The sequence below is a fragment of the uncultured Pseudoalteromonas sp. genome (assembly GCF_963922945.1).
In the GTDB taxonomy this organism is placed as follows: domain Bacteria; phylum Pseudomonadota; class Gammaproteobacteria; order Enterobacterales; family Alteromonadaceae; genus Pseudoalteromonas.
In genome coordinates, this window is sequence record NZ_CAWUKC010000057.1 from 1 (window position 1) to 25,388 (window position 25,388).

At 41.8% G+C, this 25,388-nt stretch carries 22 protein-coding genes and 4 tRNA genes; 7 read left to right on the top strand and 19 right to left on the bottom strand.

What is annotated here, in order from left to right; genetic code table 11:
• Positions 1–26: 26 nt before the first annotated feature.
• The 8 genes from AABI99_RS12325 to pspA form a co-directional block, all read right to left on the bottom strand.
• Positions 27–371, bottom strand: coding sequence for a 4a-hydroxytetrahydrobiopterin dehydratase (locus AABI99_RS12325; RefSeq protein ID WP_338366148.1), 345 nt, complete (start codon positions 369–371; stop codon positions 27–29).
• Between the two features lie 37 nt (positions 372–408).
• Positions 409–1,206 carry a phenylalanine 4-monooxygenase gene (gene phhA, locus AABI99_RS12330; RefSeq protein WP_338366149.1) on the bottom strand — a complete coding sequence of 266 codons (798 nt, stop codon included), beginning with the start codon at positions 1,204–1,206 and terminating at the stop codon, positions 409–411.
• Positions 1,207–1,442: 236 nt separating this feature from the next.
• A complete protein-coding gene (gene megL / locus AABI99_RS12335) occupies positions 1,443–2,624 on the bottom strand; it encodes a methionine gamma-lyase (RefSeq protein WP_338366151.1) in 1,182 nt (393 codons plus the stop codon).
• A 145-nt stretch (positions 2,625–2,769) separates the two neighbouring features.
• Entirely contained in the window at positions 2,770–3,798 is a 1,029-nt protein-coding gene (locus AABI99_RS12340) for a TIGR01620 family protein (protein ID WP_338366152.1), read from the bottom strand.
• Complete coding sequence (locus AABI99_RS12345) at positions 3,795–5,219, bottom strand: YcjX family protein (protein ID WP_338366153.1); 1,425 nt, start codon at positions 5,217–5,219, stop codon at positions 3,795–3,797. Before AABI99_RS12345 ends, AABI99_RS12340 begins: the two co-directional genes overlap by 4 nt.
• A 57-nt stretch (positions 5,220–5,276) precedes the next feature.
• Positions 5,277–5,678 (bottom strand): envelope stress response membrane protein PspC, encoded by a 402-nt coding sequence (gene pspC, locus AABI99_RS12350; protein ID WP_338366155.1) that lies wholly within the window; start codon positions 5,676–5,678, stop codon positions 5,277–5,279.
• Entirely contained in the window at positions 5,675–5,908 is a 234-nt protein-coding gene (pspB, locus tag AABI99_RS12355) for an envelope stress response membrane protein PspB (protein ID WP_338366157.1), read from the bottom strand. Before pspB ends, pspC begins: the two co-directional genes overlap by 4 nt.
• A gap of 64 nt (positions 5,909–5,972) precedes the next feature.
• Positions 5,973–6,632, bottom strand: a complete 660-nt coding sequence (gene pspA, locus AABI99_RS12360; RefSeq protein WP_338366159.1) for a phage shock protein PspA — start codon at positions 6,630–6,632, stop codon at positions 5,973–5,975.
• Between the two features lie 186 nt (positions 6,633–6,818).
• Between pspA and pspF the strand changes: the two genes are divergently transcribed.
• The 6 genes from pspF to AABI99_RS12390 are packed head-to-tail and all read left to right on the top strand — an operon-like array spanning position 6,819 to position 13,174.
• Positions 6,819–7,883: a phage shock protein operon transcriptional activator gene (pspF, locus tag AABI99_RS12365; RefSeq protein ID WP_338366160.1), complete on the top strand. Its 1,065-nt coding sequence runs from the start codon at positions 6,819–6,821 to the stop codon at positions 7,881–7,883.
• Positions 7,884–7,898: 15 nt separating this feature from the next.
• Complete coding sequence (locus tag AABI99_RS12370) at positions 7,899–9,506, top strand: ABC transporter substrate-binding protein (protein ID WP_338366161.1); 1,608 nt, start codon at positions 7,899–7,901, stop codon at positions 9,504–9,506.
• Entirely contained in the window at positions 9,506–10,540 is a 1,035-nt protein-coding gene (locus AABI99_RS12375; protein WP_338366162.1) for an ABC transporter permease subunit, read from the top strand. The genes AABI99_RS12370 and AABI99_RS12375 overlap by 1 nt, the downstream gene beginning before the upstream one ends.
• Positions 10,527–11,420, top strand: a complete 894-nt coding sequence (locus tag AABI99_RS12380) for an ABC transporter permease subunit (RefSeq protein WP_338366164.1) — start codon at positions 10,527–10,529, stop codon at positions 11,418–11,420. Before AABI99_RS12375 ends, AABI99_RS12380 begins: the two co-directional genes overlap by 14 nt.
• On the top strand, positions 11,421–12,413 hold the full coding sequence (locus AABI99_RS12385) for an oligopeptide/dipeptide ABC transporter ATP-binding protein (RefSeq protein WP_338366165.1): 993 nt from the start codon (positions 11,421–11,423) through the stop codon (positions 12,411–12,413).
• On the top strand, positions 12,413–13,174 hold the full coding sequence (locus tag AABI99_RS12390; protein WP_338366166.1) for an ATP-binding cassette domain-containing protein: 762 nt from the start codon (positions 12,413–12,415) through the stop codon (positions 13,172–13,174). The genes AABI99_RS12385 and AABI99_RS12390 overlap by 1 nt, the downstream gene beginning before the upstream one ends.
• Positions 13,175–13,238: 64 nt before the next feature.
• Here the strand turns inward: AABI99_RS12390 and AABI99_RS12395 are convergent, their stop codons facing one another.
• The 10 genes from AABI99_RS12395 to AABI99_RS12440 form a co-directional block, all read right to left on the bottom strand.
• Positions 13,239–15,140, bottom strand: a complete 1,902-nt coding sequence (locus tag AABI99_RS12395) for a SurA N-terminal domain-containing protein (RefSeq protein ID WP_338366168.1) — start codon at positions 15,138–15,140, stop codon at positions 13,239–13,241.
• A 173-nt stretch (positions 15,141–15,313) separates the two neighbouring features.
• Positions 15,314–15,613, bottom strand: a complete 300-nt coding sequence (locus tag AABI99_RS12400) for an HU family DNA-binding protein (RefSeq protein WP_286247754.1) — start codon at positions 15,611–15,613, stop codon at positions 15,314–15,316.
• A gap of 183 nt (positions 15,614–15,796) precedes the next feature.
• Positions 15,797–18,157, bottom strand: coding sequence for an endopeptidase La (gene lon, locus AABI99_RS12405; RefSeq protein WP_338366170.1), 2,361 nt, complete (start codon positions 18,155–18,157; stop codon positions 15,797–15,799).
• Between the two features lie 150 nt (positions 18,158–18,307).
• Positions 18,308–19,591, bottom strand: coding sequence for an ATP-dependent protease ATP-binding subunit ClpX (gene clpX / locus AABI99_RS12410; RefSeq protein ID WP_338366171.1), 1,284 nt, complete (start codon positions 19,589–19,591; stop codon positions 18,308–18,310).
• A gap of 135 nt (positions 19,592–19,726) precedes the next feature.
• Positions 19,727–20,344: an ATP-dependent Clp endopeptidase proteolytic subunit ClpP gene (clpP, locus tag AABI99_RS12415; protein WP_338366173.1), complete on the bottom strand. Its 618-nt coding sequence runs from the start codon at positions 20,342–20,344 to the stop codon at positions 19,727–19,729.
• A 159-nt stretch (positions 20,345–20,503) separates the two neighbouring features.
• Positions 20,504–21,808, bottom strand: coding sequence for a trigger factor (gene tig / locus AABI99_RS12420; protein ID WP_338366174.1), 1,305 nt, complete (start codon positions 21,806–21,808; stop codon positions 20,504–20,506).
• A gap of 342 nt (positions 21,809–22,150) precedes the next feature.
• Positions 22,151–22,227 (bottom strand) — tRNA-Pro (locus AABI99_RS12425).
• Positions 22,228–22,242: 15 nt separating this feature from the next.
• Positions 22,243–22,318 (bottom strand) — tRNA-His (locus AABI99_RS12430).
• 24 nt (positions 22,319–22,342) lie between these two features.
• Positions 22,343–22,419 (bottom strand) — tRNA-Arg (locus AABI99_RS12435).
• A gap of 55 nt (positions 22,420–22,474) precedes the next feature.
• A tRNA-Pro gene (locus tag AABI99_RS12440) sits at positions 22,475–22,551 on the bottom strand.
• A gap of 338 nt (positions 22,552–22,889) precedes the next feature.
• On the opposite strand from AABI99_RS12440, the gene folD reads away from it, so the two are divergent.
• Complete coding sequence (gene folD, locus AABI99_RS12445; RefSeq protein WP_338366175.1) at positions 22,890–23,744, top strand: bifunctional methylenetetrahydrofolate dehydrogenase/methenyltetrahydrofolate cyclohydrolase FolD; 855 nt, start codon at positions 22,890–22,892, stop codon at positions 23,742–23,744.
• Positions 23,745–23,980: 236 nt separating this feature from the next.
• On the opposite strand, the gene cysS is transcribed toward folD, so the two are convergent.
• Complete coding sequence (gene cysS / locus AABI99_RS12450) at positions 23,981–25,360, bottom strand: cysteine--tRNA ligase (RefSeq protein ID WP_338366177.1); 1,380 nt, start codon at positions 25,358–25,360, stop codon at positions 23,981–23,983.
• Between the last annotated feature and the right edge of the window lie 28 nt (positions 25,361–25,388).

A 25,388-nucleotide genomic window follows, 5' to 3' on the forward strand; every position in this document is an offset into this window, starting at 1 on the left:
TTAGGTTTGCTCAATTAATTTTTTAATTAAAGCGCGTTAAATACATCGTCTGTTTTAGCTGCGCAAATAAAATCGTTTTTGTGCAGGCCTTTAATTGAATGGCTCCACCACGTTACGGTTACTTTGCCCCATTCGGTTAATAAACCTGGGTGGTGGCCTTCATCTTCTGCCATATCGCCTACTTTATTAGTAAACGCCATAGCTTGTTTAAAGTTTTTAAACTTATAAACACGCTCTAGCTGCATGATACCGTCGCGTACCTCTGGTACCCAGTCTGGGATTTTTATAATTAATTGTGCAAGCTCTTCGTCAGATACTTTTGGCGCATCTACGTGGCAAGCTTCGCATTTTTGTTCACTTAATGAAGACATTTTAAATCCTTACTTTAGCGTTTCTTTAAAATTAAAGTTAACTAGCTAATTTTTCTTTTGGTGGAAATTTTGGATCGTGTAGGCCAAGTTCTTTAGCTTGCTCAACCAAAGTCATAATATCCATTTGCGATATATCAAACAGATCATGAATCGAATTAATGGTGTAGTACTGCGGTTGCATAATATCAATGCGGTACGGTGTACGCAGCACATCAATGACGCTCATAGGTGTTATTTCTGGCGTATCTGAATACACGTACTGTGTTTCACCTGGGCTTGATAAAATACCGCCGCCATATATACGCAGACCATCTTCGGTTTGCATCAAACCAAACTCAACCGTAAACCAGTACATGCGTGCAAGGTAAACACGGTCTTTTTTCTGTGCTGCATAGCCTAATTGGCCGTATTTGTGTGTGAATTCGGCAAAATCAGGGTTGGTTAGCATGGCGCAATGGCCAAATATTTCATGGAAAATGTCAGGCTCTTGCAGGTAGTCAAACTCTTCGCGGCTACGAATAAACGTGGCTACAGGAAACTGTTTGTTTGCCAATAATCTAAAAAACTCATCAAAATCGATAAGCGCAGGTACAGGTGCTACTTGCCAACCTGTAGTTGCAAGTAGCACCTCGTTAAGCTCGCTTAACTGGGGAATACGATCGTGGGGAAGGTTTATTTTTTTAAGCCCCTTCATATATTCATCGCAAGCCTTACCTTTTATACACGCAAGTTGGCGTGTGACTAGCTCAGACCAAATTTTGTTTTCTTCATCACTCCAGTGAATAACCCCGTTTTTGTCGGGTGTTTTTGAAGTGTATTTACTTGCTTTAGCCATAATAACCTTCTTAGGGTTAAGCCCTAAATATGTGTCAGTGTGATAATCACAACCTGTGAAAATCGAGTAACGCCATACTATGTAAAAGTGAAGAAAAGTTTAATAGTTGAGCGTATATCTACATTTAGCACGATCCCTAAAAGTGCACACCTATGTTTACAGTAAAGGAACCAACTTAATACACCATTGCTTTTAAAGGCCTATACAAAGGTTTTTATGTAAACATAAAATTACAATCAAGAGATGATGGTAAAAGCTTGCTTTAAATCGTTTATAATATCGGTTACATCCTCAAGACCAACTGAGAGCCTTATTAGACCATCACTAATGCCTGCTGCAGCTCTTTCCTCGGGTGTATAAGGTGAATGGGTCATTGATGCGGGGTGCTGAATAAGGGTTTCTGCATCGCCTAAACTTACAGCGAGTGTGCAAAGCTTCATACTATCTATAAACTGCGCTCCCTGAGCAAGGCTGCCGTTAATTTCAAATGCAATAACGCCGCCTGCGGCTTTCATTTGATTGCCTATGTATTTATTACCTGGGTGCGATTTAAGCCCTGGGTAATAAACAATATTAACTTGCGGATGCCCTTCTAAGTATTCAGCTACTGTTTGTGCACTTTGGCAATGGCGCTCCATACGTACAGCTAATGTTTTTAATCCGCGGTTTATTAGCCATGCGTCATGCGGACTTATAGTGGCACCAATATCTTTAAGTACTGTCATTTTTATTAAACTAATATGCTCTTGCGTTCCACACACAAGCCCTGCGACTACATCGCCATGGCCGTTTAAGTACTTAGTGGCACTGTGCACTATAATGTCTATACCGTATTGCTTAGGTGATTGCAGCAGTGGCGTTAAAAAGGTGTTGTCGACCACACTAATTAAATTATGCTGCTTAGCGAGTGCGCTAATTAAGGCTAAGTCAATCACTGCCATCGTGGGATTAATGGGTGTTTCTACAAAAATCATTTTTGAATTTGGTTTTATAGCCGCGCGCAGTTCGCCTTCGTTGCTCATATCAACAAACGATACTTCAATTCCCCAGCGCGGCAACATGTGAGCAAAAAAAGCAAATGTACAACCATATAACGCGCTTGAGGCAACAAGATGATCACCCTGCGATAAAAAGCTCAATACCGATGCCGAAACAGCGCCCATGCCGGTGGCGGTGGCAGCGGCGGCTTCACAGCCCTCTAGTTGCGCTACTTTTTGCTCAAGCTCAGTGGTAGTTGGGTTACCCAAGCGAGTATAAATATAGCCTGGCTCTTCGCCTGCAAAACGAGCAGCGCCTTGTGCGGCGTTTTCAAAATGAAAGGTAGAGGTTTGATACAAAGGCGATGTAAGTGCGCCGTGCGGATCGTTTGCTTTTTGTGGGCCGTGAATGCATTGGGTATTAATATGCTGCTTGCTCATTGTATGCTCTCGTTTTTATTATGTGTGTCAATCATATAAATAAAACGCACTGTTGTTTAAATCACAAGCATGCCGGATGCTCAGATGGCTATTTGTGCAAAAACCATTCAACGTGATTTTGTACACAAATATTGCCACTGCAACTTTAAGTCGGTGTCTCACCCTTTTTACGGCTTATAATTTTACGAGCAATACTTTGCACTGTGCCTTTTAATAAGCTGCGTTTGTTTTCAAGCCTGGGTAATGGGCGGCTAAGCTCCATAGCCTTATAACCAATACGTGCGGTAAAAATACCAGCGCTGACCCCTTGTGCTGCGCGCCCTGAAAGTTTGCCTAAAAGCTCAGCACTGAGTGCGGTTGCAGCTAAATCAGACACAAGCTCAGCACTGCCTACAAACATGACTTGTTTTACAAGCATACGGTAAAGCTTAATACGGCTTGCGTAGCCAAAGCCAATGCCATAAATTTTACCAATTTGCTCAATTAACTTAGTACCACGCCAAAGCACTGCCATCATATCTACAAGCGCAAGTGGGCTTAGAGCAACAAGCAAGGCTGACTCAGTCGCAAAGCGGTTTATTAATTTTTTAGCTTGCGTGTCTTGCGTTATAAGTAAGCTATTAGCGTAAAGGGTCATTATTTCTTTATCGCTATGATGAGTCGCTACTTGGTTCTTAAACGCCTCGAAGTTGTCGAGCTGTTGGTGCTTATTTAGTTTTTCAAGCCAGGGTAATGCGCCGCCTACCTGCTCACTGTTTAAGAGTCTGTCGGCTTCGTGGCGATGAAGTTGATTGCGCTTTAAACTGCGCAGCATCCTATATTCGCGCCAAAGCATGCGGCTAATTAATAGTACACCACTGACTACAGCCGTTAAGTACACGCTGCCTAAAATAACCGACTGCTGGAACGCAAACACTAACGAATACGCAAACTCTAGTAGCACTAATACTAAAAAGCTTATAGCAAACACCCCTTTAAGTGTTTGCCATTTAGATTTTTTATATACCGGCTCTAAGTTTATTTCATCTTCATTTAACTCATCTTCAGGCTCTTCTATATAGTCACTTTGACCTTGGGTAATTATTTTTGCAGGGGCAAGTGTAGGCTCAACCTGCTCATCAGCTTGGGTATTAATACGCCTACCCGCTTGAAATGTTTGCTGTGTGTCGTTCATGATAATTTGTCTCCTAGCAGGTACTGCATCACATGATCAAGACGAATATGCTTAAGTTGTTTGTCGGGGTTTGGCATAGGTGCAAATGATAAAAACTCAAAGCCCTGCCCTGGCCACTCATTTTTATTAAGCATGCGCTTAGGTGGCTGTGGGGGTAAGTAAGTTAGCCAGTCTTGCTCGTTAAGTGGTTTGCCATATATACAATCGAGTGTTTGGCCTTTGTCGGCAACTTGGCGCGGCTGCGTTGCAGCAATTGACGACATTGCGATGGTTTCTATTTGTACGCCATCAAATTTTAAGTGATTACTTTGCTCATGCACTAGCGAGTCAAGTAGTAGTGCTAAGTCTTTATGGTGCTTGGCACTTATGTGATCTGACTTGTTGGCAGCAAACAGTATTTTATCGATATTCGGTTTAAATAAACGCTTAAAAAAACCCGACTCACCGTAATTAAAATGCGCGAGTAATTGATTTATTACATTGCTTTGCTCTTGCAGCGTTTCGTGGCCTTCATTTAAAGCGCTCAACACGTCTACCAGCACAATTTGACGGTCAAAATGTTTAAAGTGATCATTATAAAACGGCTTAACCACCTCTTTTACATAAGCGTTAAAGCGCTTAATTAAATGCGCTAAGTTAGAGCCTGGTACTATTTCATCGCTGCTTATGTGCTGTACGTTAATTGGAAAAAACAATAAAAGTGGTGCACCTTGCAAGTCGCCAGGCATGAGCATGCGCCCAGGTTGTAACATGGCAAGCTTGGTGTCTTTTTTAAGGCCTATCAACATAGTTTGGTAAACCGTAGCAATCTCGGCGAGTAAACCTTCATCTACAGGGGCATTTAAATCAAGCTGTTCAAGCGCGTTTAAAAATTCTGTTGATGTGTTTACACGAGGGTGCTGCAATAACAGCGGGTATTGTTGCTCACACCACTGGCTATAGCTTTGCTCAAGCATAGGTAAGTCAAGTAGCCACTCACCTGGGTAGTCAATAATATCCAAATATAATGTTGATTGCGGTGAAAAGTGCCCACGTAACCCCGATGCACTTTGGTACTTAATAGCCAAGCGCAGGGTATTGATGCGCTCGGTTGATGCCGGCCAGCTAGGCGCCCCATCACTTGGGAGTAAGGCATTGAGCGCTCGCGAGTAGTCAAAGGTAGGGACTTTTAACGCCTCTTGCGGCACTATTTTAGTGGCAATATGACGATGCTCTCGCATTACATCAAAAAACGGTAGGTTTTTATCATCACCTTGTGTTGTAAGGTGCTTAACAAGTGCAGTAATAAACGCGGTTTTACCACTACCACTTAGACCGGTTACCGCCAGTTTTATGTGTTGATCTAAACTGCGATGAAGGGCTTTTTGTGCTGAACCTTTAATGTTTTTAAAAGCTTTTTTGGCAAATGAAGTGCTACTCATAATGGGCTAGCACTTCATTGATGCTGTTAATCATCGAACAAAGTGCTATTAAATCCTTTAAAGTTTGTTAATTTCACGGCTAACTGTAAACTCGCTTGAAGTAACATGGCGCTCCATATCTTGAAGACGCGTGTCTATTCGCGCTAAGCGCTCTTTTAAGTCTTGCAATGCACGGCGTGGAGGCTCGCCTTTTTGCCAAACTTTAAATTTAACCTCTAGCGGATCGTCAGTTTTAGTTGAGCTACTTGTATGTGTAGTTGTGGGGTCTTTTTTGTCTAAAATAAACCACGCTGCAATATACGCTACCACAAATAATGGGCCACCCGTTAGCAGTACCGCACTAACAAAAATAATGCGAACTAACCATAACTCCATATTAAAGTAGTCACTTAATCCCGCACATACACCGGCTATTTTACCGCGCTGTGGGTCTCTTAATAATTCGCGTTTGGCACTCATACTTTGCGTCTCCATTGTGGTGACTCTTGATCGAGTAATGCTTCAAGGGTTTCAACTCTGTCGGCCATTTTTTCGGCTTTGTGGGCAAGCTCCAATAACTGGCGATGCTCATGCTCACTTAACCCTTGGCTCACTTGTTTTTTACTACGGTAGTGCAAAACTAACCACAGTGGCGCAACAAAAATCATAAACAAGATAAAGGGCGCAACTAGTATCTCTGGATCAAACATAATCCTCTCCTGACAATCCGTATTCGATATTTAAGCAGTGGGGCACTTTACGTACCCCTTTATATTATTTATCAGCTAGCTTCTTTTTAAGTTCGGCAAGCTCATCATCTATCTTTTCATTTTTTTGCAAGTCGGCAATTTCATCTGCAAGCGACTTTTTACCCAAATCGTAAGACTCTATTTGAGATTCTAGTCCATCAATTTTAGTCTCAAAGCGCTCAAAGCGATTAAGTGCGTCTTCAACTTTAGAGCTATCAAGTGCTTTTTTCACTTCAAGGCGCGACTCAGCCGAACGTTGACGTAAAATAATGGCTTTTTGACGCGCTTTAGCGTCGGCTAGCTTTTCTTGCAGTGTAGTGACCTCTTGCTGAAGCTTCTCAATGTGAGATTCTACATGCTCAAGCTCCGCCTCTACTGCGGCAACCGCCTCTGCTGACTTTTGCTTTTCAAGCAATGCTGAACGCGCTAAATCGTCGCGATCTTTACTTAGTGCAAGCTCAGCTTTGTCTTGCCAATCGGTTACTTGTGCTTTTAATGTGTCTACACGACGTACTAATTCTTTTTTCTCAGCCAGTGTTTTAGCTGATGTAGAGCGTACTTCTACTAGTGTGTCTTCCATCTCTTGGATAATAAGACGAACCATTTTTTCTGGGTCTTCTGCTTTATCTAAAATGGCATTGATATTAGAATTAACAATGTCTGCAAAACGTGAAAAAATTCCCATAACATTTACCTCTGTAATATAAACTTATTTGGTCTGTAGTAACTAGTATCAATATGCTTGCCAACTTTTAAAAATAAAAAATACACTTTATTTTCATTAAGTTAAACTAAATATACAAATTCCTTTAGTTATCTTTGATTATGAAATACACTAACTGTTAGCAAAAATGACCAAGAGTTAGGAAAAATGAGCCAATATCGCCAACAGGATAATTTACTCGGCCAATCTGATAGCTTTTTAGCTGTACTTGATCAGGTATCGCAGTTAGCAAATTTAGATAAGCCAGTACTTATTATTGGTGAGCGAGGAACTGGTAAAGAGCTTATAGCCGCGCGTTTGCACTTTTTATCAAAACGTTGGGATCAAAACTACGTAAAACTTAACTGTGCTGCCCTAAACGAAAACCTCCTCGAGAGCGAATTATTTGGTCATGAAAGCGGTGCTTTTACCGGGGCAAGTAAACGCCACGAAGGTCGCTTTGAGCGCGCTAACGGCGGCACCTTATTTTTAGATGAGCTGGCTAATACATCGGCCATGGTACAAGAAAAGCTTCTGCGCGTTATAGAATATGGTGAATTTGAGCGGGTTGGTGGTAAACACACCGTAAAAGTTGATACACGCTTAGTATGTGCTACCAACGAAGATTTACCCCATCTCGCTGAGCAAGGCGAATTTAGAAGTGACTTACTTGACCGCTTAGCCTTTGATGTAATCACTCTGCCCCCACTGCGCGAACGCCAAGACGATATTATGCTACTGGCTGAACAATTTGCAATGAACATGGCACGCGATTTAGAGTGGGAGTTATTTAGCGGTTTTACCCGCAGCGCCACCGACACCCTGCTAAATTATGACTGGCCAGGCAATATACGCGAGCTCAAAAATGTAGTTGAACGGAGCTTGTATCGCCACGGCAATGAACATATTCCCGTTCACCAGATTATTTTAGACCCATTTGAAAGCCGTTTTAGACCTAAAGCACGAATAAAAGCGCCTGTATCCACGATGGCTGCACCGGCCGAGCCTGTTGCTCAAACGCCACCTATTAGCAAAGTAAATAACACGCTTGGCGCGCCAATAGAGTTTCCATGCAGCTTAAAAGAGCGCTCTAACGAGTTTGAAATAAATATGATTAATAAAGCCCTCGAGCATAGTCAATTTAACCAAAAGAAAACTGCAGAAGTACTCGGTTTAACGTATCATCAACTACGTGGTTATCTTAAAAAATACAATTTATTAGAAGATAAATAGTTAGAGGTTATGCGAGTGCATAAAATACTACTTGTTTTACTAGCCAGCACCTTAACCGGCTGCTTTGATAGTAAAGAAGAAATAATAGAAGAGAAAAACCAAGGCCTCGTTTATTGCGCCGAAGCGAACCCTGTGTCGTTTAATCCGCAAGTAACAACCACAGGGTCAACTATTGATATCATAGCAAACCAGTTATATGACCGTTTGATTAGTATTGACCCTATCACCGCTGACTTTAAGAGTGAACTGGCAACCGATTGGAAAATTAGCAACGATGGAAAGTCGGTCACCTTTACGCTGCGTAAAGGCGTAAAATTTCATTCTACCGCGTATTTTACCCCTACTCGCGATTTTAACGCAGATGACGTTATTTTTACTTTCAGCCGATTATTCGACGTATATAACCCGTATCATTTTGTGGGTGATGCAAACTACCCGTATTTTCAAAGTGTGGGGCTAGACCAACTTATTCGCAAAATTGTTCGTGTATCAGACTACCAAGTGCGCTTTGAGCTTTTTCATGCAGAGAGCAGCTTTTTAACGAACATGGCCACTGACTTTGCTGTAGTACTGTCGCAAGAGTATGCCATGCAGCTAAAAGCGCAAGATCAAACAAGTTTATTCGATCAATACCCTATTGGCACAGGCCCCTACATTTACAAAGAATATCGACGCGATCACTTAGTGCGTTTTTACCGCAATCCACTTTATTGGAAACACGATGTTGCCCTTGAGCAGCTGGTTTACGACATTACAACCAACGGCACGACACGCATAGCCAAAATGCTCACTAAAGAGTGCGATGTAACCGCGCACCCAAGTAGTGCACAACTGAGTATTTTAGCCCAGCGTGATGATATAAATGTTGAAAAAGAAACCAATTTAAATATTGGTTACTGGGCGTTTAATACAGAGCGTGCCCCTTTTGATGATATAAAAGTACGCAGAGCCCTTGCCCATGCAATCGATATAGACAAAATAATGCAAGCTGTTTATTACGGCAATGGCATACGCGCACAATCAATTTTACCGCCTACCTCATGGGGCTTTGAGCCTCAAGCAGACATGCCTATGTTTGACCCAGAATTGTCTAAAAAACTACTTAAAGAAGCGGGCCTGCCTAATGGCTTTGATATGACCATTTGGGCGATGCCAGTAAGTCGAATATATAACCCGAATGCCCGCAAAATGGCTGAGCTGATGCAAAGTGACCTACGTAAAATAGGGGTTAACGTAAGTATTGTGGAGTACGAGTGGAATACGTTTATTCAGCGCATAGGTGAGCACCGCCATGATAGCGTATTACTAGGTTGGGCTGCCGATACTCCTGACCCAGATAATTTTTTCAGCCCATTGCTAAGCTGTACCGCCACATTTAGCGGTAAAAACCCAGCTAATTGGTGCAACCCACAATTTGACTTATTACTTACGCAAGCGCTCGACACCACCGACTTAAACCTACGTAAACAGTATTACGAGCAGGTTCAATCACTTATAATGGATCAACTCCCCTTGGTGCCTATTGCTCATGGGATGCGTTTTCAAGCAAATAGCGCCGATGTAGAAGGTATCACCCTTGGCCCATTTGGGGCTATATCGCTCGCAAATGCGAGGAAAAAATAATGATACTCGATTATATATTACGCCGCCTGGGCTTGTTTTTATTTATGATTTTAATGCTGAGTATATTTACATTTGCACTTAGCTATTTATTCCCAGGCGACCCGCTTAGTAACCTAAGTGGTATTCCCAGCGGAAATTTTTCTCAGCACAGTGGGCTTGAAGAAAAATACATGTATGACAGTAATTACGTTATGCAATATTTGGCGTTTTTAGGGCGTATATTCCAAGGTGATTGGGGGTTGTCGTTCGCATCAGGAGATAACGTTTTTCAGCATATTTTAGATTTGCTCCCTGCAACCTTAGAGCTATGTGTATATGCACTCATTGTATCGGTGGTCGTTGGCGTACCAGCGGGTATTTTAGCTTCTGCGTACTCACGTCGCTGGCCTGATAAACTCATTAGCTCTACAACTATGATTGGTTTTTCTCTTCCGATTTTTTGGCTAGCGTTGTTACTGATCATGGTTTTTTCACTCAAATTGGGCTGGTTCCCAATGTCCGGCAGAGTGGGTTTACTTTTTGAAATACCGCCTAATACCGGGTTTATCTTAATCGATATTATGCTTGCGGGTTTTCCTTACAAAGGCGAAGCATTTATAGATGCACTGCATCATTTAACACTGCCAACCATCGTATTGGCTATGTTTCCTACTACTGTACTAGTGCGCTTTACCCGTGATTCTATGCTTAAGGTTATGGATCAAAGTTTTATTAAAACAGCCAGGGCAAAAGGCCTTAATCGACGACAGTTAATCATGCATCATGCACTGCGCAATGCACTGCTGCCGGTAATTAAACAAATAGGGCTGCAATTTAGTACACTCATTACGCTTGCAATGATAACTGAAGTTATTTTTTCGTGGCCTGGTATTGGCCGCTGGCTAATCGATAGTATTTACCAACGTGATTACCCTGCTATTCAAGGTGGTTTAATGGCGGTGTCTATGTTTGTGATTATTGCCACTATAGTTGCCGAGTTTACCTATACACTTTTCGACCCAATCTCGCGGAATCAGGCTCATGGTAAAGTTTAAGTTATTTTCTGAAGAGTCGAATAAATCGCCGCTTGCGCGACTTTGGCGTAAATTTAAAAACAATCACCCCGCCTTGGTGGGGTTATGGCTTTTCATGGCGTTTGCATTATTAGCTGCCAGTGCGCCCTTTCTTGCTCCTTACGGAGTTAATCAGCAGCACAGTGATGCCTTACTTATTCCTCCTTCATGGCGAGAAATGGGCGATGTGCGCTTTATTTTAGGCACTGATGATTTAGGCCGTGATGTACTCTCGCGGTTAATGAACGGCGCAACTTACACGTTTGGTTTATCGGTAGTGGCTGCATTTATTACCACCATTATAGGTGTGCTTGTAGGCACCTTTGCCGGTATTAGCCGCGGCCTTCGCTCAAGCTTTTTAAATCACTTACTAGATATTACGCTGTCTATTCCGTCGTTATTATTGGCTATTATAATTATTGCGATACTTGGCCCTGGCTTAATGAATACAGTGTGGGCGATTATATTGGCATTATTGCCGCAGTTTATTCATTCTATTCGTAATTTAATTGTTGATGAACTAGGTAAAGACTACATTACTGCTTTTAAGCTGGATGGCGCCTCTAACTGGCATATTTTGTCGCGGGGTATCTTTCCTAATATTTATGAGCACATAGTGGTTATTTTTACCACTGCACTGTCTACTGCTATTTTAGATATTGCTGCTTTGGGCTTTTTAAAATTAGGAGCCCAACCCCCGACGACCGAATGGGGCGCTATATTAGCTGAAAATTTAGGGCTTATTTATTTAGCGCCTTGGACGGTTGCTCTACCAGGTGTATTATTATTTTTAGCGGTTTTATCTACCAATTTAGTAGGTGATGGCCTACGAAAAGTGCTTAAAGCACGTAAGGCTGATTAAATGCAATTACTCGACGTTAGAAATTTAACCATAGAGCTGCGTACTTCTGAGACGGTTATTCGCGCTGTAGACAGAGTGAGTTTTAGTCTTAAAGAAGGCGAAGTCCATGGCTTAGTGGGAGAATCCGGCTCTGGCAAGAGCTTAATAGCTAAGGCCATTGTTGGGGTATTAAACGAACGCTGGGATATAACTGCAGACAGAATGCATTGGCGTGGTGTTGATTTAATGCGCCTAACCCCAGAGCAACGCAGGAAAACGGTAAGCCAAGATATTGCGATGATTTACCAAGATCCTAGCCGTTGCCTTGACCCAACCGCTAAGATATTTGACCAAATAGCCGAAACGCTTCCCGAAACATCGACTAAAGGCTTTTTTTTAAAGCGCAATAGAGAGCGAAAAGATCGCGTAAAAGCGCTTATCCATAAAGTAGGCATCAAAAATCACCATGGCGTGCTTGATAGTTATCCTCATGAGCTCTCAGAAGGTGTATGCCAAAAAGTAATGATTGCGATGGCAATAGCACGGACCCCTAAATTACTTATTGCTGATGAGCCTACCACAGCGCTTGAAAGCACCACTCGTGCGCAGGTCTTTAGATTGCTAAAAAGCTTAAATCAGTTAAAAAACATGTCTATTTTAATGATTTCTCATGAGCTTGAAGAAATAGCCAGCTGGTCACACGGTATACATGTATTGTATTGCGGGCAAATGGTTGAAGCCGGCCCTACACAACGTATATTTCGCCAGCCCCGCCACCCTTACACGCAAGCGTTATTAAAAAGCTTACCAAATTATGAGCAAGGTTTAGCGCATAAAGAACCTTTTTATGCACTTAAAGGCACTATCCCTACTTTGCAACATTTACCCATAGGTTGCAGACTAGGCCCACGCTGCCCACAAGCACAAAAAGAATGCGTTATTACCCCTGCGCTTACAAAGCAGCATGGGCACAGCTATGCGTGTCATTTTCCGCTAGTTAAGGAGATGAAGTAATGCAACCGGTATTAAAAGTACAAGCGCTGTGTAAAACGTTTAACGTGCGTGCCGGCTTATTTAGCCGCAAAAAATTTGAAGTACTTAAAGATATCTCATTTTGTGTTGGTAAAGGCGAAACGGTTGCAGTAATCGGCGAAACCGGTGCGGGTAAAAGTACGCTCGCTAAATTACTGGCAGGGGCCGATAGCGCCGACAGTGGGCAAATTTTATTAGAAAGTAACATTATTGAAGATGATGGCGTGCGCGATAATCCATGTCGCCATATCAGAATGATATTTCAAGACTCTGCAGCTTCACTCAACCCTGGTTTAACTATTGGTGAGATGCTAGATGACTGTTTACAATATAACACCGATTCAGACCAGCTAGCACGCCAAGAAAAAATAGACGCTACCCTGGCTAAAGTAGGTCTATTAATCGATCATCAGCATTATTATCCCCACATGTTTAGTGTAGGGCAATTGCAGCGTGTAGCCTTGGCGCGGGCGCTTATTTTAGACCCTAAAGTGGTGGTGCTTGATGAAGCACTATCTGCTTTAGACCCTTCTGTTCGTGCACAAACAGTTAACTTATTGCTTAAGCTGCAAAAAGAAACTGGCTTAACTTATGTACTTATTACGCATCATTTAAGTTTAGTGCGCCATATTAGCGATCAGCTAGTCGTGCTTGAGAAAGGCGAGGTAGTTGAATACGGCGCAACAGAAGCCATTTTTAAAGACCCACAATCTAAGGTCACACAACGCTTAATTTGTTGCTAAACACTGTTCATAAAAAAGGCGCGTTACTTAAAAAGTAACGCGCCTTTTTTGTATACTGCGATTTTTATTCTGCAGCTTGCTCAACCACGGGTAGGTTAAGCTCAGCTTTAGCCTTTAGCGACTCAATAAACGCCAAGTAGTTTTTATTAGCTTGCGCCATAGTAATGTTTTGCTGTACTTGTGGGTCGATGTTAGCTGAAACTTGCGCTTCGCTCACCGACTTAAGTGCAACAATTGCCGCATCACCGTTATTTAAATCAACTACGTCCGTACTTGGTGCATCGGTAGGACGTGGCATTTTAAACGCTTGCGTTACAATAGCTGGCGAAACCGTGTAGCTTTGACGCGTTAAGTTTGCCTCTTCGCGTACCGTCAGGTTTTGCTCACTCGCTACATCGCTCAGCGCTTTACCTGCTTGTACTTGTGCGAATAACTCACGTGCTTTTTCTTTAGCAAGTGTTGATGCTTTTTCATTAACTAAACGTGTTTTAATTTGCTCACTCACCTGCGCAAGCGGTTTAGTTGCCGATGGCTCATATTCATTAACACGCACTACAAGAACGTGCTCATCACCAAGCTCTATCACTTCTGAGTTTACTTTATCTTCAAGTAGTTCTACTGAGAATAACTGTGAAATCACCGCAGGTGTATTGAGTGGCTCTGGTAATGCGTTACGTGCAACAAGTGAGGTACTTTTAACTTCAACGCCCGCCACTTCTGCAGCATCGTCTAAGCGGTCAGAAATCTCAAATGCTAAGGCACCCATTTCAGTTTGCTTTTCGTAAAACGCATCTACTTTTTCAGTTTGCTCAAGCTCTGCACGTAAGTCGGCTTTTACCTCGTCATACGCTTTCACTTGCTCTGGCTGTAAATCAGTAAGTTTAATGATGTGATAACCAAACTCTGATGCGACAACCTCTGAAATATCACCTTTATCTTGAAGCGCAAATGCCGCCTCTTCAAAAGCAGGATCCATTACATCGCGCTCAATCCAGTCTAAGTCGCCGCCCATTTCGCCGCTTATGACATCATCAGATGATGACTCTGCAAGCTGTGCAAAATCAGCACCTTGCTCTAACTGCTCGTGTAATGCGTTGGCTTTTTCAAGCGCGGCATCATCATCTTCGCTGTTATCAATTAAAATGTGCGATACACGGCGTTTTTCAGGCTCAATGTACTGCGCTTTATTTTGCTCATAATAGGCTTTTACATCATCTTCTGTTACAGACTCTACGGTAATATCTTGTGCTTTAAGCTCAATGTAATCAACCGCTACACGCTCTGGTGATAAAAATTGTGATGCGTTTAGCTCGTAGTAATCAGCAATTTCTTGCTCAGATACGTCTACGTTTGCTTGCAAGGTTTCTTTGCTTATCACAAGGTAGTCTATATTACGTGTTTGCTGCTGCAGAGCTGCAGCGCGTTTAAGTTCGTTTTCAAGCGCAAACTCAGTACCGGCAACCGCAGACACTAGTTGGCTGCGTGTCATATCTTTACGTAAGTACTCACGAAATGCATCTGGTTGAAAGTTCATTTGACGAATTACTTGTAGGTAACGGTCGTTATTAAATTTTTCACCAACTTTAAAGTACGGTAGTTCTAAAATTGTTTTACGTACGCTGTCGTCGCTTACGCGAAGGCCTAAATCTGCCGCTAATTGTGATTGCAATTCTTTTTGTACTAAGCGGTCAATTACACCTTGACGAATTTGCGCCATATAATTTGGATCTGCACTAATTTGCGCAAAGTATTCACCAAATTGTTGCTCTAGGCGACTACGTTCATTTTGATAAGCACGATTAAATTCGGTTTGGCTAATCTTAATTCCATTTACTTCAGCAACGGGTTGTTCTGGGGTCTGACCTAAGTAACTACCGATCCCTGCTAAGGCAAAAGATAAAATCACCGCGCCTAAAATTATTTTGGCTACAGGACCCTGTGAGCCCTCTCTGATTTTCTCAAGCATTTGTTTATCTCTTATTGATCAAGGTATTTTACCTTGTCATATGTAAAAAAAGCGTATCTTACCAGATACGCTTTTTCACTTGAAGTAACTGGCGGTGAAGTTACTTAATTCATCAGCTAGGATAATTAAGTCTATCTGCACTCGCCATAACTAATCTGTTCTTATAACAATGATTAGTTTACTGCGTCTTTCAGCGCTTTACCGGCTTTGAAAGAAGGAATGTTTGCCGCAGCGATTTGGATAGTTTCACCAGTTTGTGGGTTACGGCCTGAACGAGCAGCACGCTCGCGTACTGAGAAAGTACCAAAACCAACAAGTGCAACTGAATCGCCATCTTTAAGCGCGCCAGATACAGACTCGATGAATGAATCTAGTGCACGACCTGCAGCCGCTTTAGAAATGTCAGCGTCAGCTGCGATTTGATCGATTAATTGAGATTTATTCACAATATCATCCTCTTTCATTGTTATTATCAAGAGCGATTGTTTTTTAAACTAACATCACTTTTTTGAAAATTTTAGAGCAAACGTTTAATGCTCTCATGATTATATTTTTCTTAAGCCTAGGCCCCATAAGGGCTAGGCTCGAAAACCAGTGCTTAACTTATCATACCGTTTAGATTTGAAAAGCCCTTTAAAGCACTTTTTTTGGGTTTTTTACTGGTTTTTCGGTGTTTCGACTGAAAAACTCTCAACTGGATGTACTAAAGCTAACTTTAATACCTCATCTATCCATGTAACTGGGTGAACCTCTAAGCCTGCCAGTATGTTATCTGGGATCTCTTTTAAGTCACGTTCGTTAATTTTTGGAATGATGACGGTTTTAATTCCACCACGGTGTGCAGCAAGTAGTTTCTCTTTTAAACCACCAATAGGCAGTACTTCACCGCGCAGTGTTATTTCACCTGTCATTGCTACATCGGCCTTAACTGGGTTACCTGTTAGGCTCGATACTAACCCCGTTACCATCGCTGCACCGGCACTTGGGCCATCTTTAGGAGTTGCCCCTTCAGGTACATGCACATGAATATCGCGTTTTTCGTGAAAGTCCTCATTGATGCGGAAGGTATCAGCGCGATTACGTACGACAGTCATGGCCGCTTGAATCGACTCTTGCATTACATCGCCCAGCGAACCTGTGTAGCTTAATTTGCCTTTACCAGGCACTGCTGCACATTCAATGGTCAATAAATCACCACCTACTTCGGTCCATGCTAAACCAGTTACTTGGCCAATGCGGTCGCCATCTTCAGCTTTACCATAGTCGTAGCGTTGTACACCTAAAAACTCTTCAAGGTTATCTTGATTGATAATGACTTTTTTGGTCTCTTTATCAAGCAAAATATTTTTAACCGCTTTACGACAAAGTTTTGATACTTCACGCTCTAAATTACGAACACCCGCTTCACGTGTGTAGTAACGAATAATGCCAATAATTGCACTGTCTTCTATTTCAAGCTCTGCAGGTTTTAAACCATTGCGTTTAACTTGCTTAGTAATTAAGTGCTCTTTTGCAATGTTTAGCTTTTCATCTTCGGTGTAACCCGATAAGCGAATAACTTCCATACGGTCTAATAGTGGACCAGGAATATTAAAGCTGTTTGATGTTGCTACAAACATTACATCCGATAAATCGTAGTCTACTTCTAAGTAGTGATCAGCAAAATGACTGTTTTGCTCCGGATCGAGTACTTCTAATAGTGCTGATGCTGGATCGCCGCGCATATCTGATGACATTTTGTCAATTTCATCCAACAAGAATAATGGGTTTTTAACGCCCACTTTTGTCATGTTTTGAATCAACTTGCCTGGCATAGAGCCAATGTAAGTACGACGATGGCCACGAATTTCAGCTTCGTCACGTACACCACCTAATGCCATGCGCACATATTTACGCCCCGTAGAACGAGCAATAGACTGCCCTAGCGACGTTTTACCTACACCTGGAGGCCCTACTAAACATAAAATAGGTCCTTTAAGCTTATTGGTACGTTGTTGCACTGCGAGGTATTCAATTATGCGCTCTTTAACTTTATCTAAGCCATGGTGATCGCTATCAAGAATTTTTTGCGCGCCTGCTAAGTCTTTTTTCACTTTAGAGCGTTTTTTCCAAGGTACGTTAATTAACGTATCAATGTATGAGCGCACTACCGTGGCCTCTGCAGACATTGGCGACATCATCTTAAGCTTATTAAGCTCAGCTGATGCTTTTTCTTTTGCTTCTTCTGGCATACCTGATTCTTCAATACGCTTTTTAAGCGCTTCAAATTCGTCAGGTACATCGTCAAGCTCACCTAGCTCTTTTTGAATAGCTTTCATTTGCTCATTGAGGTAGTACTCGCGCTGAGACTTTTCCATCTGCTTTTTAACGCGGGTACGAATTTTTTTCTCAACTTGCAATAAGTCTATTTCACCTTCCATTAATGCCATTAAGTATTCTAGGCGTTCTGTCACGCTTGAAATTTCTAACACTTTTTGTTTTTCAGGCACTTTTAATGGCATATGAGCCGCCATTGTATCGGCAAGGCGGGCTGGCTCATCAATACCTGACACGGAGGTTAATACCTCAGGTGGGATTTTTTTATTAAGTTTTACATAGCCTTCAAATTGGCTAACAGCGCTGCGGATGAAAATATCTTGCTCTTGCTCATCCACTGAATCAGATTCGATGAACTGAGCATTCGCTACAAAAAACTCATCGTTATCTACAAATTCTTCAATTTGCGCGCGCTGCGTACCTTCTACTAAAACTTTAACTGTACCGTCTGGTAATTTTAATAACTGAAGTACAGTCGCAATAGTACCAATACGGTATATATCGTCTTGCTCAGGTTCGTCTACAGTTGCATCTTTTTGCGCAACCAAGAAAATTTGTTTGTCTTTATCCATTGCCGCTTCGAGGCATTTTATTGATTTTTCACGGCCTACAAAAAGCGGTATCACCATGTGCGGATATACCACAACATCGCGCAGTGCTAGCACTGGGATTTCGACTCGATCGGTTCTCTCAAGCGTCATTATAGTTTCTCTTCGCACTTCATTTATTTAAAAGATTACTCAAGTATATGGGGATAATCTAATTAAAGTTCAACAAATTTCCCCAACTCGTTCAAATTAATTATAAAAAAAGGAGCCTTAGGCTCCTTTTTTATACAAATAGCTTAAAAACTACTCTGATGCAGCTTTGTCTTGATTGTTATTTTCGTAAATCAAGATTGGATCAGACTCACCTTTAATCACAGTTTCATCTATCACTACTTTACTCACATCATCCATTGATGGCAGTTCGTACATAGTATCAAGCAGTACGCCCTCTACAATTGAACGTAGTCCACGTGCACCTGTTTTACGCTCCATTGCTTTGTGAGCAATTGCGCTTAGTGCATCATCACGGAACTCTAACTCAACATCTTCCATACCAAACAGCACTGAAAACTGTTTAGTAATCGCGTTTTTAGGTTCACTTAATATTTGTACAAGAGCCGCTTCATCAAGCTCAGTTAATGTAGCAACAACAGGTAAACGACCAATAAACTCAGGAATTAAGCCGTACTTAACTAAATCTTCTGGCTCTACGTCTTTAAATGTTTCGCTTAAAGAGCGGCTCGACGCTGATTCTTTTACATTAGCACCAAAACCAATACCGGTATTTTTATGGCTACGCTGCTCAATGACTTTGTCTAGGCCTGCAAATGCACCACCACAAATAAATAGAATCTTAGAGGTATCTACCTGTAAAAACTCTTGTTGTGGGTGCTTACGACCACCCTGTGGTGGTACAGAAGCAACGGTGCCTTCAATTAATTTAAGTAGCGCTTGTTGTACACCCTCACCCGAGACATCCCGCGTGATAGATGGGTTATCTGATTTACGTGAAATTTTGTCAATTTCATCAATATAAACAATACCGCGCTGAGCTTTTTCTACGTCGTAGTCACATTTTTGTAGCAGCTTTTGAATAATGTTTTCTACATCTTCACCCACATAACCTGCTTCGGTTAATGTAGTTGCATCTGCCATAGTAAACGGTACATCAAGTAAACGTGCCAGTGTTTCTGCAAGTAATGTTTTACCGCTACCCGTTGGGCCAATAAGCAAAATATTACTTTTACCAAGTTCAACTTCTTGCTTTGTAGATTGGTTACGCAGGCGCTTGTAGTGATTGTATACCGCTACAGACAATACTTTTTTAGCATGGTCTTGACCAATTACGTAGTCATCTAAGTGATTACGAATTTCTTTTGGCACAGGTAGTTTATCAGACGAATTATGCTTAGGAGCAATGTCTTTGATTTCTTCCCTGATAATATCGTTACACAGCTCTACACATTCATCACAAATGTATACTGAAGGACCTGCAATTAATTTACGCACTTCGTGTTGGCTTTTGCCACAAAAAGAGCAGTATAACAATTTATTACTTTTGTCGCCGTCTGTAGGAGTGTCAGACATTCAGCTACCTCTTTTATACGTTGGCTGCCAGATCAGGTTGGCAACTATTTCAAATTCGCTTTTAACTATACCAAAATTTACCTGTTTTCGCATAGTAACTCAAAGTGGCAAGCAATAATTTGCTTGCCTTAACGCTTATTTGCTGTCGCGATTTGCAAATACTGAGTCAACCAAGCCGTAATCTACAGCTTGTGATGCACTCATAAAGTTATCACGGTCAGTATCGCGTGAAATTATATCCAATGGCTGGCCTGTATGCTCTGCCATTAAGCGGTTAAGCTTGTCTTTAATAGACAGGATTTCTTTTGCATGTATTTCAAAGTCAGATGCTTGACCTTGGAAGCCACCAAGCGGTTGGTGTATCATCACACGTGAATTAGGCAAACAAAAACGCTTACCTTTAGCACCAGCAGAAAGCAAAAATGCCCCCATGCTTGCAGCTTGGCCTACACAAATCGTACTCACATCAGGTTTTATGAAATTCATTGTATCGTAAATAGCCATGCCTGCGGTGACCGAACCACCTGGCGAATTAATATATAAATAAATGTCTTTTTCTGGGTTTTCTGATTCTAGAAATAGCATTTGCGCTAAAATCAGATTTGCCATGTTGTCTTCAACTTGACCCGTTAAAAAGATAATTCGCTCTTTCAATAGGCGCGAATAGATATCATACGAGCGCTCACCTTTAGCTGTTTGTTCAACAACCATAGGGACTAATGCATTTAGGGGATCTGTCATACCAGTGTTCATACTTATTTAATTCCTTATGCGCTTATGCTTTTACTAAAGGAAGCATAGTTATCATTTTTCGCAAATTATGGGGCACAAACTAAAATGGCCCGGGCACACTGCATAAACAGAGTAACACGAGCCATTTAATCGTTAGCGAGCGCTTAAGTCAATGACTTATTAAGCACCTTGCTGAGGATTCATGATGTCATCAAATGCTTTTTCAACGTCAGACACGTTTGCTTTAGCTAAAATAGCTTCAACAGCTTGCTCTTCCATTGCAACATTACGCATTTGCTGCATAAGTTGATCATTTGCTTTGTAGTATTCTACTACTTCTGTTGGATCTTCGTATGCAGACGCAACAGTTGCAATTAATGCTTCAACTTTTTCATCATCAACTTTGATATCGTTTGCTTTGATCACTTCACCTAGTAATAGGCCAGTTTTTACGCGAGTTACAGCTTGCTCATGGAACAATTCAGCTGGAAGCTCAGGCATGTTTTTAGCGTCGCCACCAAAACGTTGAGCTGCTTGCTGACGTAATGCGTCAACTTCTTGATCAACAAGTGCTTTAGGCACTTCGATTTCGTTGTTTTCTAAAAGACCTTTAATCGCTTGGTCTTTCACGTTTGCTTTAACCGCTTGGTCTAGCTCACGCGTCATGTTCTTTTTAACTTCTTCTTTAAGCGCATCTACACCACCTTCGGTAACACCGAACTTAGTTGCAAACTCTTCGCTTAATTCAGGTAGCTCTTGTGCTTCAACTTTTTTCACTGTGATAGTGAATTGAGCTGCTTTACCTTTAAGGTTTTCAGCGTGGTAATCTTCAGGGAATGTTACATCAGCAACCACTTCTTCGCCTGCTTTTTTACCAACGATGTTATCTTCAAAACCTGGGATCATACGACCTTGGCCAAGCTCAAGTGGGAAGTCTTCGGCTTTACCGCCTTCAAACTCTTCACCGTCAATAGTACCAACGAAATCAACTGTTACACGGTCGTTTTCGCCAGCAGCTGCATCAACATCTGCCCAAGAAGCATGTTGCTTACGAAGAGTTTCTAGCATATTTGCTAAATCTTCGTCAGTTACTGATACAGCTGGTTTTTCTACAGCAATTTTATCTAAACCTTGAACTTCAATTTCAGGGTAAACTTCAAATGTTGCTGTAAATTCTAAATCTTTACCCGCTTCAAGTGATTTAGGTGCAAATGATGGTGCACCAGCAGGGTTAATTTTTTCAGCAACAATTGCTTCAATGTAGTTACGCTGCATTACTTCGCCAGCTACTTCTTGACGAACCGCAGGTCCAAAACGCTTGTTAATTACTGAAACTGGTACTTTACCAGCACGAAAGCCATCAATACGCTGCGTTTTTGACAGTTGTTGTAAGCGTTTTTTTACTTCGGTCTCAACGTTCTCTGCAGGAACGGTGATGGTCAGACGGCGCTCAAGGCCTTGAGTCGTCTCAACAGAAACTTGCATGATTTACCTCAATATTCAATTTTGGCGACTGTTCGCCTTCCTTACAAACAAAGTAATCTTCATGAGTCTTGATAAATTTAAAAGCGATATTTCACTTAAAAGCATCCGTCACTACCATGAGATCCCATTGCTGCTCTGCCCTTTGGGCACTATGTTAAACAATAGACGCGGCATTATAACCTAATAATTATGATAGTCGAGTGTAGGGGGCAATTATTTGGACTAGTTTGGTTATGAACAGGACTAACTGCGTAAAAAACAGACTAAGTAAAAGATAAAAACTAAAAAGAATGGATATTAGTGCTGAGTGATTACTCGTGAGTTTTATTAAGGCTAGAAAAGTGGTCGGCGATGCAGGATTTGAACCTGCGACCCCTTGGACCCAAACCAAGTGCGCTACCAAACTGCGCTAATCGCCGATACTCGAAGTAAATTGGGGTGACTGATGGGGCTCGAACCCACGACAACCGGAATCACAATCCGGGGCTCTACCAACTGAGCTACAATCACCACGGTATTTACTTTGTTTTCAAATGGCGCACCCGGAAGGATTCGAACCTTCGACCAACGCCTTAGAAGGGCGTTGCTCTATCCAGCTGAGCTACGGGCGCATCGAAAACTTCATAGTTTGCCTGTAAGCTTGCCTCTATTATAAAATAAAAGAAGTGGTCGGCGATGCAGGATTTGAACCTGCGACCCCTTGGACCCAAACCAAGTGCGCTACCAAACTGCGCTAATCGCCGATGCTTACGATTGTCTGCGAGTGACCTCGTTGACAACGGGGTGCATAATAGTGATTTGACTGGGAGAGGTCAAACGTTTTTTGCATAAAATAAATCAATCGGTCATTTTTAGTTCATAATGCTTAAATATTGCAAAACAAAGCTGAAATTTAGGCGGTTTTTTACAAAACCCCTACTTATCATCTAAAAGCAACTTGGCGCTTCGAGCCTTTTCTGCGAAAATAACCTGCATATTAAAAAAGCATTTATAAAATAAATTTTTTGCATACCCCTCTTTATATGCAAATGCTTTTGAATATAAGTATCGAAGTTTATTTAACCCCAATTAAAGGTCCCCCATGACGGCAAACATCATTGATGGTAAGGCAATCGCAAAACAAGTACGTAATACAGTGGCAGAACGCGTAAGTGATCGTGTTGCAAACGGTTTACGTGCTCCAGGTTTAGCAGTAGTACTTGTAGGGCTTGATCCTGCAAGCCAGGTTTACGTTGGCTCTAAGCGCAAAGCATGTGAAGAAGTTGGCTTTGTTTCAAAATCTTTTGATTTACCGGCGCAAACTAGCGAGGAAGAGCTACTAACATTAATTGATGAGCTAAATAATGATGGTGAGGTAGATGGTATTTTAGTTCAGTTACCATTACCTGAAGGCTTAGATGCTGAAAAGATTTTAGAGCGTATCACCCCACATAAAGATGTAGATGGTTTTCACCCATATAACATTGGTCGCTTAGCACAGCGCATGCCGGCACTTCGCCCATGTACACCAAAAGGAATAATTACGTTATTAGATTCAACGGGCGTGCGTTACAAAGGAATGCATGCGGTAGTAGTGGGAGCTTCTAACATTGTAGGTCGCCCTATGTCGCTTGAATTGCTACTTGCTGGTTGTACTACAACGGTATGCCATAAGTTTACTCAGGATTTAGAAACCCATGTTCGTCGCGCAGACTTGTTAGTCGTTGCAGTGGGTAAACCTGAGTTTATCCCGGGTGAGTGGGTTAAAGAAGGCGCAATTGTAATTGATGTTGGTATTAACCGGTTAGATACAGGCAAATTAGTTGGCGACGTTCAGTACAGTGTTGCAGAGCAAAAAGCTGACTTTATTACCCCTGTGCCGGGTGGTGTTGGCCCAATGACGGTAGCAAGCTTAATTGAAAACACACTTGAAGCATGTGAAAAATACCACAGTTAATTTAATATCAATCCGCATAATTAAGTGATCTATTTTGAGGATGGATAAACGTGTTGATAGCAAGGCAAAAAATTCTCTATTTAGTTGTTCTAAATGAGAATTTTTTAACGCAGATAGCGACACGTTTAGCCCCTGAAAATGATTAAATATTATCGCGGATTGGTATAATGCCTTAGCATTAAAAAAGGGTTGCCAATTGGCAACCCTTTTTTAGTTTAAACGCTACTTTAAAGTATTTACGCTTTACGCCACGTTGTTTTACCGGCTGAGTCTTCAAGCACGACACCCAGTGCATTAAGTGCATCGCGTGCTTCATCAGCCGCAGCCCAATCTTTATTGGCGCGCGCTTCATTACGTTTTACAATCAATGCCTCAATTGTTGCCACTTCATCATCATCTTGCCCACCTTGCAAAAATGACTCAGGAGATTGCTGTGCGACGCCAAGTACCTCACCTATGCTACGTAGCACAAATGCCAACTGCCCTGCTTGCTGTGTATCGGTGTCTTTAACTCGGTTTAGCTCTTTAGCCAGTTCAAATAACACCGGCAATGCCTCTGGCGTGTTAAAGTCATCATTCATTGCTTTTCTAAATTTAGCCACGTATTCATTGCTTTGAATATCACACGTTATTGGCTCAACACCACGAAGTGCTGTGTAAATACGTTCAAGCGATGAACGTGCTTGATCTAAATTTTCTTGCGAGTAATTTAGCTGGCTTCGGTAATGGCCCGAGATTAAAAAGTAACGAACAGTTTCAGCATCGTAAGTTTTTAATACCTCACGCACAGTAAAAAAGTTATCTAATGATTTAGACATTTTTTCTTTGTTTACTTGTACCATGCCTGTGTGGATCCAGGTATTTACATATTTACCATTGTTTGCACAGCATGACTGGGCAATTTCGTTTTCGTGGTGCGGAAACTGTAAATCAGAGCCGCCTCCGTGAATATCAAAATGCTCACCTAAATGCTTTGAGCTCATCGCTGAACATTCAATATGCCAACCTGGACGCCCCTCACCCCATGGTGATGACCACGAAGGCTCTCCTGCTTTTGCTTTTTTCCACAATACAAAATCAAGCGGATCGTCTTTATCTTGTGCAACCTCTACGCGAGAGCCGGCCTGGAGCATACTTAAGTCTTGTTGCGATAAAGCACCGTATTGCTCAAAGGTAGACACATCAAAAAGTACATCACCATCGTTTGCTACATATGCATGGCCTTTTGCAATTAAACGCTCAACCATCTCGATGATTTCATCCATATGGTTAGTTACTGTTGGCTCTATATCTGGGCGCAACATATTTAAGCTATCAAAGTCTTCATGCATGGCTTTGGTCATACGCAAAGTAAGGTCATTGATAGACTCGCCATTTTCATTTGCACGTTTAATAATTTTATCGTCTACATCGGTAATATTACGAACGTACTTTAAGTCGTAACCAAGATGGCGAAGGTAACGTACAATGACATCAAACCCGACAAACGTACGTGCATGACCGATATGACAGAAATCATAAATGGTGATACCACACACGTACATGTCGATTTTGCCGTCGACCATAGGTTTAAACTGCTCTTTTTGTCGCGTTAGTGTGTTGTATATTTGTACCATTTATTTTAAGTCCTTGACTGTTTGCTGA

Coding starts and splice junctions, on each gene's coding strand:
- clpP (WP_338366173.1), bottom strand. CDS start 20,344: ATGAACACTGGTATGACAGATCCCCTAAATGCATTAGTCCCTATGGTT.
- folD (WP_338366175.1), top strand. CDS start 22,890: ATGACGGCAAACATCATTGATGGTAAGGCAATCGCAAAACAAGTACGT.
- clpX (WP_338366171.1), bottom strand. CDS start 19,591: ATGTCTGACACTCCTACAGACGGCGACAAAAGTAATAAATTGTTATAC.
- pspF (WP_338366160.1), top strand. CDS start 6,819: ATGAGCCAATATCGCCAACAGGATAATTTACTCGGCCAATCTGATAGC.
- AABI99_RS12395 (WP_338366168.1), bottom strand. CDS start 15,140: ATGCTTGAGAAAATCAGAGAGGGCTCACAGGGTCCTGTAGCCAAAATA.
- pspC (WP_338366155.1), bottom strand. CDS start 5,678: ATGAGTGCCAAACGCGAATTATTAAGAGACCCACAGCGCGGTAAAATA.
- AABI99_RS12340 (WP_338366152.1), bottom strand. CDS start 3,798: ATGAACGACACACAGCAAACATTTCAAGCGGGTAGGCGTATTAATACC.
- cysS (WP_338366177.1), bottom strand. CDS start 25,360: ATGGTACAAATATACAACACACTAACGCGACAAAAAGAGCAGTTTAAA.
- AABI99_RS12380 (WP_338366164.1), top strand. CDS start 10,527: ATGGTAAAGTTTAAGTTATTTTCTGAAGAGTCGAATAAATCGCCGCTT.
- pspA (WP_338366159.1), bottom strand. CDS start 6,632: ATGGGAATTTTTTCACGTTTTGCAGACATTGTTAATTCTAATATCAAT.
- megL (WP_338366151.1), bottom strand. CDS start 2,624: ATGAGCAAGCAGCATATTAATACCCAATGCATTCACGGCCCACAAAAA.
- phhA (WP_338366149.1), bottom strand. CDS start 1,206: ATGGCTAAAGCAAGTAAATACACTTCAAAAACACCCGACAAAAACGGG.
- pspB (WP_338366157.1), bottom strand. CDS start 5,908: ATGTTTGATCCAGAGATACTAGTTGCGCCCTTTATCTTGTTTATGATT.
- AABI99_RS12385 (WP_338366165.1), top strand. CDS start 11,421: ATGCAATTACTCGACGTTAGAAATTTAACCATAGAGCTGCGTACTTCT.
- AABI99_RS12345 (WP_338366153.1), bottom strand. CDS start 5,219: ATGAGTAGCACTTCATTTGCCAAAAAAGCTTTTAAAAACATTAAAGGT.
- AABI99_RS12375 (WP_338366162.1), top strand. CDS start 9,506: ATGATACTCGATTATATATTACGCCGCCTGGGCTTGTTTTTATTTATG.
- AABI99_RS12325 (WP_338366148.1), bottom strand. CDS start 371: ATGTCTTCATTAAGTGAACAAAAATGCGAAGCTTGCCACGTAGATGCG.
- tig (WP_338366174.1), bottom strand. CDS start 21,808: ATGCAAGTTTCTGTTGAGACGACTCAAGGCCTTGAGCGCCGTCTGACC.
- AABI99_RS12390 (WP_338366166.1), top strand. CDS start 12,413: ATGCAACCGGTATTAAAAGTACAAGCGCTGTGTAAAACGTTTAACGTG.
- lon (WP_338366170.1), bottom strand. CDS start 18,157: ATGACGCTTGAGAGAACCGATCGAGTCGAAATCCCAGTGCTAGCACTG.